Here is a 20,818-nt window from a genome sequence, read left to right as displayed (position 1 = left end):
CGCCTGCGACATCCCCCTTCAGCACGGACGGCACGGTGCTGGTCACCGGGGCATCGGGAACGCTCGGCGGACTGGTGGCCCGGCATCTGGTGGCCGAGCACGGCGTACGCCACCTGCTGCTGGTGAGCCGCCGGGGATCGTCCGCGCTCGCCGACGAGCTGACCGCGCTGGGCGCCTCGGCCACGTCGGCCGTCTGCGACGTCAGCGATCGCGAGGCGCTCGCCGGACTGCTGACCGCCATTCCGCAGGACCGGCCGCTGCGCGGCGTGGTGCACGCGGCGGGTGTGCTGGACGACGGAGTGATCGGCTCGCTGACACCGCAGCGACTGAGCGCGGTCCTGGCAGCGAAGGCCGATGCCGCCTGGCACCTGCACGAGCTGACCCTGGACCTGGACCTGTCGGCCTTCGTGATGTTCTCCTCGATAGCCGCGACGCTGGGCACCGCGGGCCAGGGCAACTACGCCGCGGCCAACGCCTTCCTCGACGCACTCGCGCACCACCGGCGTGGCATTGGTCTCCCGGCTCACTCGCTCGGCTGGGGCCTGTGGGCGGAGCGCAGTGGCCTGACCGGTCAACTGGACGATGCCGACCTGGCCCGTCTGTCCGGGGCAGGGGTAGGCCAGTTGGGCACCGAGGAGGGGCTGGGGCTCCTCGACGCGGCGTTGGGCACGGACCGGGCGCACCTGCTGCCGGTCCGGCTGGACCTCACGGCGCTCGACTCCACGGCGGGCACGCTGCCGCCGCTCCTGCGTGCCCTGGCCCCGTCGCCCCCGCCGCGACGGCGCGCCGTCCCCGCGAGTCCGCCCGTCGCTTCCTCTGGGGGTCCCGCCGTCGACAGCGACGGCTCCGACTTCCGGGGCATGCCCGAGGCCGATCGTGAGCGCCTGGTCGGCGAGCTCGTCCGCCGAGAGGTCGCCGCGGTGCTCAAGCACGAATCGGCCGCCGACATCGCTCCCGACGCCGAGTTCCAGCGCCTGGGGTTCACTTCGCTGGCGGCCCTGGAGCTGCGGAACAAGCTCAGCGTGCGCACCGGGCTGCGGCTGCCCGCGACCCTGGTCTTCGAGTACCGCACGCCGCGCGCGCTGGCCGGTTTCCTGGCCGGGAAGCTGTCGGGAGGGGAGGGGAAGGCACGCGTCGCCGCTCCTGGTGGGACCGGGGCCGAGGAGCGCGATGACGATCGCATCGCCGTCATCGGCGTTGCTGGACGTTACCCGCTGGCCGGGACGGTCTCCGAGCTGTGGGACAACCTGGCCGAGGGCCGGCACTGCATCAGTGAGGTGCCTGCTGATCGCTGGGACGCCGACGCGCACCATGACCGTACAGGCGCTCGCGGCTCCTACAGCAAATGGGCCGGATTCATCGACGGGGTCGACATGTTCGACCCGTTGTTCTTCCACATCTCACCCGCCGACGCGGAGGCCATGGACCCGCAGGAACGCCTGTTCCTCGAAACAGCTGCCGCCACCCTGGACGACGCCGGCTATCCGGCGGCCACGCTCGCGGCGCAAGGACCGGTCGGCGTGTTCGTCGGTGTGATGAACAGCGACTACGAATGGATGGCCGGTGAGGCGAACGCCCTGGGCGTGCCCACCGAAGCCCATTCACGTCACTGGTCGGTGGCCAACCGGGTGTCGTACTCCTTTGATTTCGCCGGGCCGAGCCTGGCGGTGGACACCGCGTGCTCCGCCTCGCTGACCGCCATCCACCTGGCCTGCCAGAGCATCAGGTCCGGTGAGTGCACCGCCGCCATCGCCGGCGGAGTCAACCTGATCCTCCACCCGAAACACCTGCGCGCTCTGGCGCAGGCGGGGATGCTCTCGCACGACGACCGGCTCAAGGCGTTCGGCGCGGACGCGGACGGATTCGTCGATGGCGAGGGCGTGGGCGCCGTCCTGCTCAAGCCGCTCTCGGCCGCACTCGTGGACGGCGACCGTGTCCTCGGCGTGATCCGGGGTTCGGCCGTCAACTCCGGCGGAAACGCGGGAGGGTACACGGTCCCGAACCCCGTCGCACAGAGCGGTGTGATGCGCACGGCGCTGGACCGCGCCCGAGTGGGTGCGGACAGCATCGGCTATGTGGAGGCGCATGGCACCGGCACCTTGCTCGGCGACCCGATCGAGATCGTCGGGCTGGTCGACGCCTTCGGAGGAAGGATCGATCCGGCCCATCGTGCGCAGCGGCCGACCGTCGCGATCGGCTCGGTCAAGACGAACATCGGCCACCTCGAGTCGGCAGCAGGCATCGCGGGGCTGACCAAGGTGCTGCTGCAGTTCCGGCACCGGATGCTGGCACCGTCGCTGAACTCGGTGCGCCTCAACCCGGAAATCGACTTCACCACCACGCCTTTCGAGGTGCAGCAGACCTTGCGTCCCTGGCAGAGGCTCGAACAGTCCGACTCCGATCCGGAGGGCGCATCCGGCGTGCTGCCGCTGCGTGCCGTCGTCAGTTCGTTCGGCGCGGGCGGCGCCAACGCCTGCGTGGTCGTGGAGGAGCACCTGCCCGTCGATTCGCCGCAGCCGGTCGACGACGGAACGGACCAGCTGCTGGTGCTCTCCGCCAGGAGCGAAGACCGGCTGCGGGCCTTGGCAGGGGACCTGGCGGCGTTTCTGCGCCGGGGCACGTCAGCGCGGGCCGTGACCGAGGACCCACTGGCGGACGCACGGCGCCGCTGCCTGCGGCTGGCCGCCGAGCTGGCCGGAGTGGAGTCCGAGTCCGTCGATCTCGCCACCGACCTGGTCGACCTGGGCTTCGGTGTGGCCGAACGCGCCCACTACTACTCGCTGCTGGCGTCGGAGCTGGGCACGGCACTGCCTCCGGCCGCCACCATGGCCGAGACCCTCGGCGACGTGGCCCGGGCGGTCGCCGGCATCGGCACCGGCACGCGGGACGGCGAGAGCCCACAGAGCAGCGAGAGCGTCCGGGACGTCGAGCAGACCCCACTGAGGCTCCCCGACGTCGCCCACACGCTGCAATCGGGCCGTACCGCTCATGAGTTCCGCCTGGCCCTGCCCGCCCTTACGGTGGCCGAGGCGGCCCGCCTGCTGCAGAGCTACGCGGAGGGCGGGACCGACGACCGGATCAGCACCGGTCTCGTCGACCGCAACCCGGTGGCGCTCTCCGCCGAGGAGGCCGTCGCCCTGGAGCAGGCCCTCTCCCGGCGTGACCTCGCGGTCGTCGGTGAACGCTGGGTGTCGGGGGCCGGGATCGACTGGTCCCGGATCACCTCTCCGGCCGCCCACAGGGTTGAACTGCCCGGCTATCCGTTCGCACGCAAGCGCCTGTGGATCGGCCGGCCGGCCGCCGTAGGAGTAGGACATGCGCCCGGAACAGGACATGCGCCCGGAACAGGACGTGCGTCCGAAGCCGAGGTGGCTGACGGCCGGATGTCTCGGCCCGAGGACCGTGCCGCGGCTACCGGCGCCGGTACGGATGTCAGTCGGGCCGTCACCCAGGTGCTCGCGGGGTTCGCTCGGCTGGACGAGGCATCGGTGCACGGAGTGTTCACCGTCTACCAGCGCATGGGGGTCTTCCAGCGGCCGGGCGAGAGGCACCACAGCGGTGAACTGCGCAGTGCCTTGCGCATCCGGAACAAGTTCCAGCGGCTCCACGAAGCCCTGCTGGGCCTCCTCGTCACGGCCGGCTACCTGACCCGCGAGGGCGACCACGTCATCACCACCACCGCGGTCGGCGACGCGGACGGCACCGCTGCCGCGGACCGATGGGAGGCCGAACTCGACCGGGTATCAGTCCAGTACCCGGACATCGAGCCCACGGTGACCCTCAACCGCGAATTCCTACGGGTCTATCCGCCACTTCTGCGCGGGGAGCTGGTGGGTACCGAGGTCATGTTCCCCGGCACCTCGATGCAGTTGGTGGAGAACCTCTACAAGGGCAACCCGCTCACCGACTTCTTCAACGACCTGCTGGCGGAGGCCGTCCGCCAGTACCTCGCCACCCGGCTGCCGAGGCTCGCGGACCGAGAGACGGTCGAGGTGCTGGAGCTGGGCGCGGGTACCGGCGCCACCAGCGAACGGGTGCTGCCTGTGCTGGCCGGCCATCCGGGCCGCGTCAACTACACCTTCACCGACATCTCGCCCCGGTTCCTGGAACACGGCCGTGAACGTTTCGCCGCCCACCACCCGTTCATGCGGTTCCAGCTGCTCAACCTGGAGCGCGGCCTGTCCGAGCAGAATTTCGCTCCGGGCTCGGTCGACCTGGTTCTGGCCACCAACGTGGTGCACGCGACCAGGAATCTGCGAGCCACGCTGCGCAAGGCCAAGGCGCTGCTCAAGCCCGGCGGCCTGCTGGTGCTCAACGAGCTGACCGCCATCCGCCCGTACCTCACGGTCGGCGGCGGCGTGATGGAGGGGTGGTGGGCCTTCCAGGACGAGGAGACGCGCATCCCCGACTCACCGTTGGCCGCGCCGGACAGCTGGCTGCGGCTGCTGGCCGAGGAGGGATACGCGCAGACGCGGGCCATCAGTGCCGACGGCGCCGATCTGGGCCAGCACGTGCTGATCGCGGAGAGCCTCGGCGCGGAGCGGGACGCGAAGCCCGGGGCACCGGCCGCACCCGGGACGGCGACGACCGAAGCACAGCCGGCCGTGGCCGACGCGCTGGGCGACCGCCTGCGGGAACTGCTGGAGCGGGTGCTGAAGCTCGACGTGCGGATCGACCCCGACCGGGCTCTGGCCGACTACGGCTTCGACTCGCTCAGCGGGATGAAGATCGTGGCAGCTGTGGACGACTCCTTCGGCGTCAGCATCCCTCTGGAGGAGTTCTTCGAGAGCGCGACGCTGCGGGAACTCGCCGCGCATCTGGCCTCCGGCTGGCTGGCAGAGACCGTGGCCGGAACCACGGAGCCGACCACGGCCGGCTCCACCGCACCCCCTGCGGAGGAGCCCGACCGGGCCACCGTCGCGGCACCCGTCGGAGACGGGTCCGCCCTCGTCGCGCCCGCCACGCCGGGCGTTCTGTCCGCAGCGCAAGGGGTCCTGCGGCCCCGCCGTGACGCGGAGCTGAGCACCCATCGGCTGTCGGAGGGGCAGCGAGCACTGTGGGTGATCGAACAGATCGCCCCCGGCAACCACGCCTACAACCTGCCGCTCGCCTTCTGGCTCGACCGTGACACCGACATGCTCGCCCTGCGTGTGGTTCTCCAGGATGTGCTGGACCGGCACGAGGAACTGCGCGCTGCCGTCCGGACCGGTGAGGACGGGCCGTTCATCCGGATCGCCGCCGAACCGGAACTGGCCTTCCAACAGGTGTTCCTCAACTCGGCCACGGACAGCGACCTTCGTGACCGGATACGGACCGACGCGCGGCGCCCGTTCGACCTGGCCGGCGGCCCGCTGGCGCGGGCGACGCTGTACACCCTCGGCGATGGCCGGCAGGCACTGGTACTGAGCGTGCACCACCTGGTGATCGACGGGGTGTCCATCCCGTTGCTGGTGGCCGAGGTGGAACGCGGCTACCGTGCGCTCCGGGAAGGCCGCCCCCTCCCCGCCGGGCGGCCTGCCCGCACCTTCGCCGACTACGTGGCCTGGCAGCGCGACCTGCTCGCCGGACCCGATGCGGAGAGACTGCGCGCCTACTGGGTCGAGCGGCTGCGCGGCAGGCAGACCAGCACACCGCTGACGTTCGACAGGCCACGCCCGTCCCTGCCCAGCTTCCGGGGCGCGAGCCTGGAGGGACGCGTACCGTCGGCCGTGGCGGACCGGGCACGTGCCCTTGCCGCGGCGGAGCGCACCTCGCTGTCCAGCGTCATGCTGGCGACGTTCTTCTCCCTGCTCCACCGCTACAGCGGCCAGACCGACATCGCGGTCGGCACACCGACGGCGGGCCGCCCGGCCGAGGGCTACGACGACGTGCTCGGCTACTTCATGAACATGGTCGTTCTGGCGGAGACGGTGGACGACGACGAACCCTTCCGTGCCCTGACCCGTCGTGTCCACCGGATGGTCCTGGGCGCGCTGGAGCACAGCGACTACCCGCTGATCACCCTTGCCGAGGAACTGGAGAAGGAGGGACCCGGCACTTCGGGCCCGCTGTTCAACGTCGCCTACTATTTCCACAACTGGGCACGCGACCTCTCCCACGACGGTGTCATCCGAGGCCAGGTCGAAGGGGTCCACCAGGAGGGCGAGTTCGACCTGACCCTCGATCTGGTCGAGGAGGCCGAAGGCTGCCGGTACACGCTCAAGTACAACCCCGACCTGTTCGACGCCGTAACAGTGGAACGCCTCGGGAACCATTTCGTCACCTTGCTGGCATCCGCGGTCGGCGCTCCCGCCACTCCGGTCGGGGAGCTGGACCTGCTGACGGACGGCGAGCGCGCTCGGCTCACCCCGCCCATGGACGCCGACTATCCGGCAGACAGCCTCGTATGGGACCTGGTGCTGCGCCAGGCCGAGGCACGCCCTCAGGCAGTGGCGGTCCGCTACGAGGACACCGTACTGAGCTACCGCCGGCTCACCGAGCGGGTGCAAGCCCTTGCGGCCCGTCTCACCTCCGCCGGCGTCGGCCGTGGCCGTACCGTGGGCGTTCTGCTGCCGCGCGACGCCGACCTGCCGGTAGCCCTGCTCGCCGTGCAGGCCGCCGGCGGCACGTACGTCCCTCTCGACCCGGCCTACCCGCAACAGCGGCTCGCCTTCATGGCCGAGGACGCCGGACTGCATCTGCTGCTCACACACTCCACCGTCGAGTCCGCGAGCGGAAGCGCTGTGCCCCGGCTGCTCATCGACGAGGACCGGCAGCCGCCCGCGGCCCCCTCGCCCGGAGCCGCCGGACCGCTGGACACCGCGTACATCATCTACACCTCCGGCTCCACCGGCCGGCCCAAGGGTGTCCGCGTCCCGCACCGCGCGCTGACCAACTTCTGCTGGTCGATGGCGCGGGAGCCCGGATTCGGGCCTCGGGACACGCTGCTCGCCCTGACCACGGTCTGTTTCGACATCTCCGGTCTGGAGCTCTACCTGCCGCTGATCAGCGGTGGCACCGTGGAGATCGTGCCGACCGAGGTCGCCCAGGACGGACTGCGGCTGCGCGAGGTGATCGAGCGCAGCCCTGCCACCGTCGTCCAAGCGACCCCGGCGACCTGGAACATGCTGCTCGCAGCGGGCTGGCAGGGGAATCCCGAGCTCACCGTGGTCTGCGGAGGGGAGGCGCTGCCGGCCGCCACGGCGCAGGCGCTGCTCGCGGCCAACCGTGAGGTGTGGAACCTCTACGGCCCCACCGAGACCACTATCTGGTCCGCGGTGAGCCGCCTGGAGCGTGGCGACCGCGTCACCATCGGCACACCGATCGCCAACACTTCGCTGTACGTTCTCGACAAGGCGAGCAGGCCCGTCCCGACCGGTGTGGCCGGTGAGCTGTACATCGGTGGTCACGGCGTCGCCGACGGGTACCTGAGCCGCCCCGAACTCACCGCCGAGCGCTTCCTCCCCGACCCGTTCGCCCCCGCCCCCGACGCGCGGATGTACCGCACCGGCGACCTCGTCCGCCAACTGGCCGACGGGCGGATCGCCTACCTGGGCCGCATCGACTCCCAGGTGAAGGTGCGCGGGTTCCGGATCGAACTGGAGGAGATCGAGTCGACGCTGCGGCGGCTGGCCGGTGTCCGGGACGCGGTGGTGGTGGCCCGGGGCGAGGAGGACGGCGACCGCCTGCTGCTGGCCTGTTACGTGCTCGACGACGGGGCCGCCGAGCCGTCGCGGGACCAGCTGGCGGCCTGGCTGCCGGCCCATATGATCCCGGACACGCTGGTCCGCGTGAACGGCTTCCCGTACACCCTCAACGAGAAGGTCGACCGGGCCACGCTGGCCACACTGCCGCTGTCCGAAATGCGGGCCCGCTTCGGTGCCGCCGGAAGTGAGCACCCGCCGGCTCCCGCGGAGCCGGGAAGCCGTCTCGAGGCGCTGGTGGCGGAGCTGGCCCGGATGGCCGGCCGCCTGACGGGGCTTCCTCCCCAGGACATCGGTGCGCACACCCCGCTCGGAGAGGCGGGCATGAACTCGATCCGCTTCACCGCCCTCAGCACCGAACTGCGCAAGGCCTACGGCATCGAGGTCTACCCGACCGTGTTCTACCGCCGGGGCACGCTCTCCGCGCTGGCGCAGTACCTGTGGGAGGAGCACCCCACCGAGCTGTCCACACGCTTCGCGGTCACCGCCCCGGCGCCCGCCGCCGCGGCTTCCACCGCTCCGCGCCCCGCCGGGGCCGCGGGGGAGCGCGGTCGCGGTGACGACGTCGCGATCATCGGCATGGCCGGCCGGCTGCCCGGCTCGAACAGCCTCAAGGAGTTCTGGGACCACCTCGCAGCGGGGCACGATCTGGTGGGGGAGGTGCCACCGGACCGCTGGGAGTGGGACGACCGCCCGCGCCCGCACGCCCACCGGGGCGGATTCCTCCCCGATGTGGGGCGCTTCGACGCGGCGTTCTTCGGCATCTCCCCACGTGAAGCGGAACTGATGGACCCGCAGCAGCGGCTGATGCTGGAGGTGGCTTGGGAGGCCATCGAGGACGCCGGCTACCGGCCTTCCGATCTGGCCGGACGGCGCGTCGGGGTGTTCATCGGCGTTGCCAACGCCGACTACCTGGAGGCCCAGCGGGCGGCGGGCATGGAGCCCCGGGGCCACACGGCCACCGGCGCGGCGCTCTCGGTCATCCCCAACCGGGTCTCCTACCTGCTGGATCTGCGTGGACCCAGCATCGCCGTCGACACCGCCTGCTCCGGGTCGCTCACCGCCGTCCACCAGGCGTGGGCCGCGCTCCGCGACGGAACCTGCGATCTGGCCATCGCGGGCGGGGTCAACCTCATTCTCACGCCGAGCGTGTACGAGGTCCTGAGCCAGGGCGAGATGCTCAGCCCCGACGGCCGCTGCAAGGCCTTCGACAGCCGCGCGGACGGCTACGTGCGCGGCGAGGGCGTCGGCGCGGTGCTGCTCAAGCCGGGCGACCTGGCCCGGCGTGACGGTGACGCCGTACACGCGGTGATGAAGGCGGTCGCCGCCAACCACGGTGGTCGCTCGACATCGCTCACCGCCCCCAACCCGGAGGCCCAGGCAGATGTGCTGGCCGAGGCGTACCGCGCTGCGGACGTACCCGTGGAATCCATCGGCTACATCGAGGCGCACGGCACCGGCACGGCGCTCGGCGACCCCATCGAGACGGCCGGTCTCAGCATCGCCTTCCGACGGTTGCGTGCCGAGCGCGGGACGACCGCGATGCCGGGTTGTGCCATCGGGTCGGTGAAGACCAACATCGGCCACCTGGAAGCCGCCGCCGGTATCGCCGGGGTGTTCAAGACCGTGCTCGCGCTGGGGCACGGCACCATTCCGGCCTCTCTGCACTTCAAGGAAGCGAACCCCTATCTGGAGCTCGACGGCGGACCGTTCGAGGTAGCCGCCACCGCCCGGCCCTGGCCACGCCGACGCGATGCCGCCGGACGCGAACTGCCGCGCCGCGGCGGCGTCAGCTCCTTCGGTTTCGGCGGAGCCAACGCGCACATCGTGCTGGAGGAATCACCCATGCCGGACACTCGCGAAGAACGGACGACGCAGCAGTTGTTCGTGCTCTCCGCCCGTACCGCCGAAGCGCTGGACCAATCCGCCCGGAGGCTGACGGACCACCTGACGGATCACGAGGTGCCGTCCGGAGATCTCGCCTACACCCTGCAGTTGGGGCGTGAGCCGATGACCCACCGGCTGGCCGTGGTCGCCGACGACAGCGCCGGGCTGCGGGCCGCACTGGCCGAGTATCTCGGCGGCCGTGCGTCGGCGGTGCGTACCGGGCAGGCCGAGCGACGCCCTGCTCCGCAGGGGACCACCGTAGGCCGGGACCTGGACGCCATCGCCCGCGACTGGCTGGCGGGCGCTGACGTCGACTGGGCGGACCTCCACCACGGGGTGGACCGGCGCCGGGTCCATCTGCCCGCCTACCCGTTCGCCGGAAATCGGCACTGGTTCGCCTCCGGCGCGGCACCGACCGCGGCACCCGAGCCGCCCACCGCGCGGCTGCACCCGACCCTGCTGGACATCGACGCGTCCGCCCCCGGTGGTGGCCGGGCGTTCGCCAAGACGCTCACCGGCGAGGAATTCTTTCTGCGGGACCACATCGTCGGTGGCGAGCGCATGCTCCCCGGCGTGGCCTACCTGGAGATGGGCAGGCTGGCCGGTGAACTCGCCACCGACAGCCGGGTGTGCGGCGTGGACGACCTGGTGTGGGCCGCTCCGGTCCGGCTCGCCCCCGGAGCCGGCGGGCACCGGATCGCGGTACGTGTCACCGGCGACAGCACCGGCGCGTCCTTCGAGGTGCGGACCGCTGAGGACGGATCCCCGGTGCACGCGCACGGCAGGCTGCGCTTCGGCGAGGCAGGAACCCGCCCGGCCCGCACCGATCTCACCGACGTGCGCTCGCGCTGTCGGCGCGTCCACACAGGCACCAGCTGCTACGACACGTTCTCCCGCTTCGGCTTCGACTACGGCCCGAGCTTCCAGGTGATCGAGGAACTCGCCGTGGGCGAGGACGAAGTGTTGGCGACCCTGCGGCTGCCCGCGGCGCGCACCGTCGACGCGGACGCGTACGTCTTCCACCCCTCGCTGCTCGACGCTGCCTTGCAGACGGCGAGCAGGCTCGCACCCGGCGCCGACGACGGGGCGACCCCGTTGCCGTACCTGCCCTTCTCCCTGGGCGCGGTTCGCCGCTACGCCGAACTTCCCGACGAGCTGTACGCCCACGCCACCCCGTCGAGGCGCCCGGCCCCGGCCGGATCGCTCGCCTTCGACGTCGCGCTGCTCGACCGGAACGGCGACGCGGTCGTCGTGATCGACACGTTCACCCTCCGCGCGGTGCCCACGCGGGATGCGCTGACCGCGTTCGAGCCGGTGTGGGAACCGGCGCCGCACACTTCAGCGGAGCCGAGCGGAACGGTGCTGGTGCTGGACGCCGGTTCGCAGGGACGCTCCGTGAGCGCGGCCCTGACGGCGGCGGGTGCGGACGCCCGGCTGATCTCGCTGGGCGCCGGATTCGACGCCGACGCCGCCGTCCGCGCGGCACTGCCCGGGCCCGTCGCCATCGTGCACCTGGCCGGCGAACTCCCCGGCCCCGCCGATGCGGTGGAGCACGGTTTCCACACGGCCATGAGGTTCCTCCAGGCGTGGCAGCGGGAGCGGCGAGGCGCGCTGCGCTACCTCTACGCCTACCGTGAACCGGCAGCCTCGCCCGCCCATCCGGCGATGGCCGCGTTCGCCCGATCCGTGCGCCGGGAACACCCCGCGGTCGACTTCGGCGTGCTGGTTGTCGCGGACGACTCGCCGGCCGACGCGGTGGTCGCCGAACTCGCCGTCGAAGGCGAGCCCGAGGTACGCGTCGAGGCAGGGGCCCGGGCCCGCCGCGGCTGGCGCCGGGTGAGCCTGCCCACCGCCACCGCATCGGCCTTCACCGGTTCCGGAGCCCATCTGATCACCGGTGGCACCGGTGCGCTGGGGCTGCTGCTCGCCGAGCACGTCGCCGCCGAGCGGCGCGCCGCCGGAACTCCGGGCGGCGGGATCGTGCTCGTGGCGCGCACGGCGCCCGGTGCTGCGGCCAGGGCCAGGATCGAGGCCGTCGGGGCGCGCGTGGTACTGGCTGATGTCGCCGACGAAGCAGCGGTGCGTGCCCTGGTCGACGAGGCCCGCCGTCTCCACGGATCGGTGAGCGGCGTCCTGCACGCCGCCGGGGTGCTCAGGGACGGTCTGCTGGAGCACAAGGACCGGACCGACGCGGACGCGGTTCTGGCCGCCAAGGTGCACGGGACGGTACTCCTCGACGAGGCGACGCAGGACGAACCACTGGACTACTTCGTTGCCTTCTCCTCCGCGGCCGCGGTGTTCGGGAACGTCGGCCAGACCGACTACTCGTACGCCAACGGCTTTCTCGACCACTTCGCCGAGGAGCGGGAGCGACGCCGCCGCCGGGGAGTACGGCGGGGCCGCACCCTGGCCGCGGCCTGGCCGGTCTGGGCCGACGGTGGAATGCGGATCGACGCCGCCGGTGAGGAGTACATGGCACGGGAGACCGGTCTGCGCCCCTTGCGCACCGGACCGGCACTGGCCGCGCTGGACCGTGCCCTGGCCGCCACCGCCCCGCGCATACTGCTCGCCGCGGGCGACGAGGCGAAAATCCTCGCGGCCCTCAACGCGACGGAGCCCCGCCCGCGGACGGCCTTGGCCGCACCACGGAACCAGGTCGACGGACGCGCCCGGGCCGACGTCTCCGCCCGGGCGGAGCGGTTCGTACTCCGGCTCATGGCGGAGGAGCTCAAACTTCCCGCGGAGGAGATAGCCGCTACGGAGCCCTTCGACCACTACGGTGTCGACTCGCTGATCACGCTGAGCCTGACCCGCCGGCTCGAGGATCGCTTCGGCCCGCTGTCGAAGACCCTTCTCTTCGAGTACGTGACGGTCCGCGAGCTGGCCGGCCACCTGGCCACCGCGCACCCCGAAGCGTTCACCGAGCCCGCCGAGCCCGCCCCCGCTCCGTCCGGGCCCGAACAAGCCAAACCCGCCGCCACGCCCGCCGCCACGGAGGCCGGCCACGTACGGGAGGACGCCGGTTCCAGCCGGTCCGGGGGCCGCTCCGACGACATCGCGATCATCGGTGTAGCGGGCCGCTACCCGGAAGCCGACGACGTGGACGAGTTCTGGCGCAATCTGCGCGCAGGCCGGGACTCCATCGAGGAGATTCCTGCCGACCGGTGGAACCACGACCGGTTCTACACCACGGACAAGTCGGTACCCGGAAAGACGTACGGCAAATGGGGTGGCTTCATCCGCGACGCCGACAGCTTCGACCCGCTGTTCTTCCGCATGTCACAGATCGAGGCCGAGCTCACCGATCCCCAGGAACGGGTGTTCCTGGAGTCCGTCTGGCACCTGCTGGAGGATGCCGGATACACCCGCGAGCAGCTGCGTGGCTCCCGCACCGGTGTGTTCGTGGGCATGATGTACGGCCAGTACCAGCTCTACGGTGTCCAGGACGCCCTGCGGGGCGAAGGACTCCCGCCCCACTCGTCCTTCGCCTCGGTCGCCAACCGGGTGTCGTACTTCTTCGACTTCACCGGCCCCAGCGTCGCCCTGGACACGATGTGCTCCTCCGCGCTCGTCACCATCCACCAGGCATGCCAGGCCATCCGCGGCGGCGACTGCGACGTTGCGGTCGCCGGTGGTGTCAACATCACCAGCCATCCGGCGAAGTACCTGCAACTGGCGTGGCGTGGCTTCCTCGCCGAGGACGGCCGCTGCCGCAGCTTCGGCGCCGGAGGCACGGGATACGTCCCGGCCGAGGGTTCCGGCGCGGTCCTGCTCAAGCGCCTCGACGCGGCGCTTGCCGACGGTGACCGGATCCTGGGTATCGTCAAGTCCTCCTCGGTCAACCATGGGGGTACGGGGCGGGGATTCAACGTGCCCAACCCCAGGGTGCAGGGCGAACTCATCAGGACCGCGCTCGACCGTGCCGAACTGCGTCCGTCGGACCTGGACTACATCGAGGCACACGGCACGGGCACCGCGCTCGGAGATCCGGTGGAGATCACCGGGCTGACGCGGGCCTTCCAGGGCGATGCGCCGGAGCGGCTTCCGATCGGCTCGGTCAAGTCCAACATCGGTCACGCCGAGTCGGCCGCCGGCGTCGCGGCGGTGACGAAGGTACTGCTTCAGATGCGCCACGGTGAACTGGTCCCCTCGCTCCACTCGGACCAGCTCAACCCCCACATCGATTTCGCGGAGACCCCGTTCCGGGTCCAGCGCGAACTGGCCCCGTGGCCGCGCCGGGTCCTCGCCGACGGCACGGAGCGACCCAGAACCGCAGGAGTGAGCTCCTTCGGCGCGGGCGGCACCAACGCCCACGTGATCATCCAGGAGTTCATCGGCCGACCCGGGCAGCCGGCCGGCCCGGCCGGGCCGCAGCTGGCCGTGCTCTCCGCACGTGAGGCCGACCGCTTGGCCGAACAGGCGCGCCGCCTCGCCGCGCATCTGCGCGCCGAGGGCGCGGAGCTGGCGCCGCGCGAGGTTGCCTGGACCCTCCAGACAGGGCGCGAGGCCATGGCGCACCGGCTGGCGGTGAGGTTCGACGACCTGCCCCAGCTGGCCGCGCGCCTGGACGAGTTCGTCGCCGGTGGCGAATCCGCCGGCAGCTGGACCGGGGTGGTGGACCCGCGCGGAAGCGAGGAGAGCGACCTGCTTTCCGCCGACCCCGCTCGGTACGCCGTGGCCTGGACCGCCGGGCGGCAGGTCGACTGGGCAGCTCTGCACCACGGCGCACGCCCTGCCCGGGTGGCGCTTCCCGGATACCCCTTCGGCGGCGGACGCGTGTGGCTGGCGGCGGCGGACGCCGAACTGGCGGCGCTCGATGCCGCCGGCCCCGCAGACGGCGGAGTTCTGCTGACCCGTCACTGGGTGCCCGCCGAGCCCACGGCACGTACCTCCCTGCCCGGCCGGACCGCGATCCTGACCGCACCGGGTGCCGGTCAGCTGGCCGACCGGCTCGCCGCCGCGCTGCCGTCCGCCGAGGTGCTCACCACCGAACAGCTCACCACCGACCTCGTCACCGGTGCCCGATGGGACCGCTTCGACGCGGTGGTCGACCTCGCGGGCTGCGCCGAGCCGGGCAGGCCCACCGACCATCCGTCGCTGTTCCCCTGGCTGAGCTGGCTGCAACGCCTGGTCGACGAGGGGAAGCGCGAGCTGACCGTCCTGCTGGTCTCCAGGGGAACGCCGGACGCGCCTGTCGGTGCGGCACGGGCAGGGCTCTACCGGATGCTCCAGAGCGAGTACCGCCATCTGCGCTCCCGCCATGTGCACATGGGGCAGACGATGGAGGAGCAACTGTGCCAGTGGGTGGCCGACGAACTCCGCATCGCCGACTCACCCGCCGACATCGCCTATCGCGACGGCGTCCGGCACCGGGCACAACTGCGCGAGCTGCCCGCGGAAGACGGGCAGGAGCTCAGGTTCCCCGAAGGGCATGTGCTGTGGGTGACCGGTGGTACGCGCGGCATCGGACTGCTGACAGCGCAGCACTTCGTCGCCCGGCACGGCGTCCGCAAGCTCGTCCTCACCGGGCGGGAAGAGCTGCCGCCCAGGGCCGAGTGGGCTGCGCACATCAGCACCGACAGCGCCCTGGCGCGCAAGCTGCGCCCGCTTGCGGAACTGGCGGACCGGGGAGTGGAGCTGGAAGTGCTCGCCGTACCGCTCGACGAACACGAGTCGACCGCCAAGGCGCTCGCGGACGTGAGGCTCAAGCTCGGGCCCATCGGCGGAGTCGTGCACAGCGCAGGGTTCACCGACGCCGAGAATCCCGCGTTCGTACGGAAGCCGCGGAGCGCCGTCGAGAGGGTGATCAGCCCGAAGATCTTCGGGCTCGACACGCTCGTCGAGTGCTTCCGTGACGAGCCGCTGAGTCTGTTCGTGCTGTACTCCTCGGTCGCCGCCGCCGTTCCGGCGCTGGCCGTCGGGCAGAGCGACTACGCCATGGCCAACGGATACCTGGACGCGGTCGCCGAGGCCCGCCCGTACGGCCTTCCCCTGGTCAGCGTGGAGTGGCCGAGCTGGAAGGACACCGGCATGGGGGAAGCACGCAGCGCCGCCTACCAGGCGTCGGGGCTGGCTTCCCTCTCGGACCAGCAGGGACTGGCCCTGCTGGACCGAGCGATCACGAGCGGGGCCCGCGTGGTCCTGCCCGCGATGGTGAGCCCGGACGCCGACTGGCGCCCCGACCAGCTGACGAACCGCCGCCTGGAGCCGCCCACGCGGCCGGGGCCTCCGGCAGGACCTGCGGAACCGTCCACATCCGCCGCGGCGGCCGTCGCGGCATCGGCCGAGGCCCCGGCGCCGATCTCACGCCCGGTGTCCACCGCCGCGGATCACGGCGCGGTCGACGCGGTGACCTTGTGGCTTCTCGACCGGTTCGCCGCCGAACTGCGTTTCGACCGCGACCGGCTGAGCGGTGACGTCCCGATGCACGACTACGGCATCGATTCGATCCTCGTCACCCAACTCGTACAGGAGCTCGGCAAGCGGCTCGACGTCTCCATCGACCCCTCGGCGTTCCTGGAACACCCGACTGCCGAGGGGTTCGCGGCCTACCTCGCCGAGGAGCACGGCGATGCGCTCGTCGCAACTTTCGGCCAGTCCGGATCCACCGTTCCCGCGCACGCGGCGGCAGCGGTGGCGGGCGTCGGCGCGGCCCCCCGTCCCGAGGCGTTCGCGGGCGGTCCGGCGAGAGGCGGGGACGACATCGCGGTGATCGGTCTGTCGTGCAGATTCCCGGGCGCCGGGTCCGCAAGCGAGTACTGGGAGCTGCTGCGGCAAGGCCGGTCCGAGCTGCGGCCCGTCCCCGAGCAGCGCTTCGGCCGGCCGGTCGAGTACCACGCGGGGCTGCTGGACGACGTACTGCGCTTCGACCCCGAGTCGTTCCTGCTGTCCGAGGAGGACGTCGCGGCCATGGACCCGCAGGCGCTGTTGCTGCTGGAGGAGGTGAACAGCGCTGTGTACCACGCTGGATACGAACCCGCCGACCTCAAGGGCCGCCGGATCGGCGTGTATGTCGGAGGTCGGGCGGCTCACATGCCGGACGGCGCGCGACTGGAGCGGGCGAAGAACCCGGTGGTGGTCACGGGGCAGAACTACCTCTCCGCCAACATCTCGCAGTTCTTCGACTTCCGTGGCCCCGGCGTGGTGGTCGACACCGCCTGCTCGTCCGCTTTGGTGGCGATGGACACGGCCGTGCGGGCCCTGCGCGCATCCGACATCGAGTCGGCCGTGGTCGCCGGAGTGAGCCTGCTCGCCGACGACCGGCCATACCAGGTGTTCGGGCAGCGCCGCCTCCTCAACGCGGGCGCCGAGTTCCACATGTTCGATCGCAGAGCGGCCGGGCTGATCCTCGGTGAGGGCGTCGGCGCGGTCATCCTCAAGCGGCTGGACCAGGCGGAGGCCGACGGGGACCGGGTGCTCGCGGTCCTCAACGGCATCGCCGTCAACAACGACGGTCGAACCGCGGGCCCGGCCACCCCGAACCTGGACGCGCAGAAGGAAGTGATGGCCGAGGCGCTGGCCCGCAGCGGTCACGGTCCGCAGGACGTCGGTTGGATCGAGGCCAACGGCTCCGGGACGACCGTCACCGATCTGCTGGAACTCAAGGCGATCGAGGCGGTCTACGGAGCCGGAGCCACCCGGCCGGTCGCCCTCGGGTCCGTCAAGCCGAACATCGGCCACCCACTGGCCGCGGAAGGCATGGCCGCCTTCATCAAGGTCGTCCTGATGCTGCACCACAGGGAGCAGGTGCCTTTCGCTTCCGGGCAGGAGCCGTTGGAACACTTCGACCTGGCCGCCTCGCCGCTGTACTTCCCCAGGGGGACGCGGCGGCCGTGGCCGCAGGCCGCCGAGCTCGCTGCCATCAACTGCTTCGCGGACGGCGGCACCAACGCCCACGTGGTGCTCGCCCCCTCTCCCGCGGGACGGCACGGCACCAGGCAACCACTGCCGGAACCCGTACTCAACCGGAGGATCGTCATCAGGGGAGCCGAAACGCCCACAAAGTCCGCGGCACGTGCCGGGGGCCTCTTCTGGGACACCTTCCGGTGAGCCCGACGGTGCGTCACGACACCGACCGGGCCGAAGCCCTGCCTGTCGTCTTCATGTTCTCCGGACAAGGCTCGCAGTACTACCACATGGGCCAGGAACTGTTCGCCCGCAACGAGGTGTTCCGCACGACGCTGCAACGCTACGACGCCGTGGTCGCGGAGGAGCTGGGGGAGTCGGTGATCGCGCGGATCCACGATCCGGCGAAGAGCAAGGCCGACCAGCTCATCGACACCCGCATCACCCACCCCGGAATCGTCATGCTCGAACTCGCGCTGGCTCGGACGCTGCGCGAGGCGGGTGTGGAACCCGACTACCTGCTCGGCTCCAGCCTGGGCGAGTACGCGGCCGCCGTCGTCGCGGGCAGCCTTGACGAGTTCGACTGCCTGCGGCTGCTGGTACGCCAGGCCGACATCATGCGAGCATGCCCGCGCGGCGGCATGCTCGCCGTTCTCGCCGGACCCGAGGTGCTGGACCAGGTGCCGGCACTGCGTGAGTGCGATGTGGCCGCCCGCAACGCCCCGGGCCATTTCGTGGTCGCGGGCGCGGAAGACGTCCTGGCGCGGGCCGAGTCGGAGTTGCGCGCCGCCGATGTGCTGCACCAGCGGGTGCCGGTCGAATACGGCTTCCACTCCCGCCTCATGGCCGGCGTGATCGACCGGAGCCGGGGAGCCTTCGCCGAGGTGCCCCTCGCACCGCCGCGCATCCCGTGGGTCTCCTGCGTGGACGGCGAGCTGGTGGAGAGGGTGACGGCCGACCACTTCTGGAGGGTCGCCCGGGAGCCCATCGAGTTCGAGCGCACCATGACACGCATGCGGGACCGGGGCGACTTCCGCTATCTCGACCTCGGCCCCTCCGGCACCCTGCATGCCTTCGTGCGCGGCAACCTGCCGACCGGTGCACGATCCGGGTCGATGCCCCTGCTCAGCCCCTTCGGCAGCGACATCGACCTTCTGGAGAAAGCCCGGAGCCGCGCCGGCGCGACCCCATCGAGGAAGGCACAGAGCATGAAGGTCTATGGGTTTCCAGGGCAAGGCGCGCAACGGCGGAGGATGGGTGAGGGGCTGTTCGAGCGCTTCCCCGTACAGACCGCGATCGCCGACCGTGTGCTGGGCTACTCGATCGAGGAACTCTGCCTCACCGATTCTCGACGCCGACTCGGCAGGACCGAGTACACGCAGGCCGCTCTCTACGTAGTGGGCGCGCTCTCCTATCTCGACCGCGTCGAGAAGGATCCGGTGCCGCCGGACTTTCTTGTCGGGCACAGCCTCGGTGAGTACGTGGCGCTCTTCGCCGCCGAGGTCTTCGACTTCGAGGCCGGGCTGCGCCTGGTGCAGCGGCGGGGCCAGTTGATGGCCGCCGCGTCCGGTGGTGCCATGGCCGCCGTGGTCGGGGTCGATGAGGCCGCCGTCACCCGCATGCTCGCCGATCCCACCTTCCACGGGCTGGACCTGGCCAACCACAATGCCGTGGACCAGTTCGTCATCTCCGGACCGGACGAGCAACTCGCGGCGGCCTGCACGGCGTTCGAGGCGGTCGGCGCGCGGACGGTCCGGCTGCGCGTCAGCGCCCCGCTGCACTCCCGGTACATGCGTGGGGCGGCCGATGAGTTCGCGCGTTTCCTCGACGGCTTCACCCTGCGTTCGCCGGTGATCCCGGTGCTCGCCAACGTCGACGCGCTGCCGTACACACCCGACACCCTGAAGGAGCGGCTGGCGGCGCAGATCGCCTCGCCGGTCCGCTGGACCGAGACCGTACGCAGGCTGATGGGGCAGGGCGACTTCACATTCGTCGAACTCGGGCCCGGCAAGGTTCTCACCAAGCTGGTCACCCGCATCAGGGAAGCTGCCGAGCCGACCCCACCGACCCTACCGGCCGTGTCCGCCTCGGCTCCGCCGTCAGGAGGGGCCGCGAGGGGACACCTCGTCTCCGCGATCGACGCGGAGTCACTCGGCGCCCGCACGTTCCGCGAACGGTACGGACTGCGTCGCGCCTATGTGATGGGTTCGATGTACGGCGGAGTGTCCGGGCCGGAGATGCTGAGGTCGGCAGCCAAGGCGGGCATGCTCGGATTCCTGGGCGTCGGGGGACTGACTCCGGACGAGACGGAGCGGCAACTGCGCGTCCTGACCGATGATCTGGGCCTCGGCGGCGCCTTCGGCGTCAATCTGCTCTATCGGCACGGAGCACCGGAACAGGAGGTGGCGTCGGTCGATCGGCTTCTGCGGCACGGTGTCGATCTGATCGAGGCCTCCGGATTCCCCATGGTGACCGAGGGACTGGTCCGCTTCCGGCTCAAGGGCGGCAAGATCCTGGCCAAGGTCTCCAGGACCGACGTCGCCGCGGAGTTTCTCGCGCCGCCGCCGCAGGGCATCGTCGAGCGGTTGCTCGCGGCAGGGGCGGTGACCGAGTCCGAGGCGGATGCCGCGGCAGGCCTGCCGATGGCCGATGACCTCTGCGCCGAGGCGGACGGTGGCTGGCTGAGCAGTACGGCCGACCTGGTGACGCTTCTTCCGGCCGTACTCCGGTTGCGCGACGAGGCGGCCCTTCCCGGCCATCGGGTCCACATCGGATGCGCCGGCGGGATCGGAACGCCCGCCGCGGCCGCCGCCGCGTTCCTGCTCGGGGCCGACTTCGTCATGACCGGCTCGGTCAACCAGTGCTCGGTGGAGGCCGCGACCAGCGACGCGGTCAAGGATCTCCTGCAAGAGGCCCGTGAATACGATGTGGACACCGCACCGTGGGGCGAGATGTTCGAGCTCGGGGCGCGGGCACGCTATCTCAAGCGCGGACTGTTCTTCCCCGCCCGCGCGACAAGGCTCTACGAGCTGTGGCGTCAGCACGCTTCCGTCGGCCGACTCGACGACGACACCAGGACACAGGTGCTCGGCCGGTATCTGGGGGGCGAGGTGTCCCTGCCCGAGGCCTCGGATGAGGACCCCCGGACAGAGCTCGCGGCTCTGATCCACCGGTACTTCGAGCGAGGCCTCCGCGTGGCGTTGGCGGGTGACCGACAGTCCAGGGTCGACTACCTCGTGCACTGCGGACCGTCGATGGGCGCGTTCAACCAGGAGGTCGCCGCATCCGGGCTGCGTGACTGGCGGGCCCGTACGGTCGAGGCCATCGCCGACACCATCTTGGAGGGCGCGGCGGCCCACATCGCCGACCGGCTGAGGAGCCTGCGGGGGATGGCGGACAAGTGA

At 71.3% G+C, this 20,818-nt stretch carries 2 protein-coding genes (1 of these 2 running past the window's edge); both read left to right on the top strand.

Annotated elements, in window-relative coordinates; all coding sequences use genetic code 11:
* A protein-coding gene (locus tag ACIRJT_RS32170; RefSeq protein ID WP_403916209.1) for an amino acid adenylation domain-containing protein crosses the window boundary here: on the top strand, window positions 1-17,618 show its 3' portion. It extends 3,982 nt beyond the left edge of the window; only the last 17,618 of its 21,600 coding nucleotides appear in the window; its start codon lies beyond the left edge, outside the window; the stop codon is at window positions 17,616-17,618.
* Complete coding sequence (gene fabD, locus ACIRJT_RS32165) at window positions 17,615-20,818, top strand: ACP S-malonyltransferase (protein WP_403916193.1); 3,204 nt, start codon at window positions 17,615-17,617, stop codon at window positions 20,816-20,818. The genes ACIRJT_RS32170 and fabD overlap by 4 nt, the downstream gene beginning before the upstream one ends.

It is taken from the genome of Streptomyces sp. NPDC102283 (assembly GCF_044766265.1).
Taxonomy (GTDB): domain Bacteria; phylum Actinomycetota; class Actinomycetes; order Streptomycetales; family Streptomycetaceae; genus Streptomyces.
The sequence above is the reverse complement of the archived record's forward strand: the minus strand, read 5'-3'. Positions and strand labels throughout refer to the sequence as shown.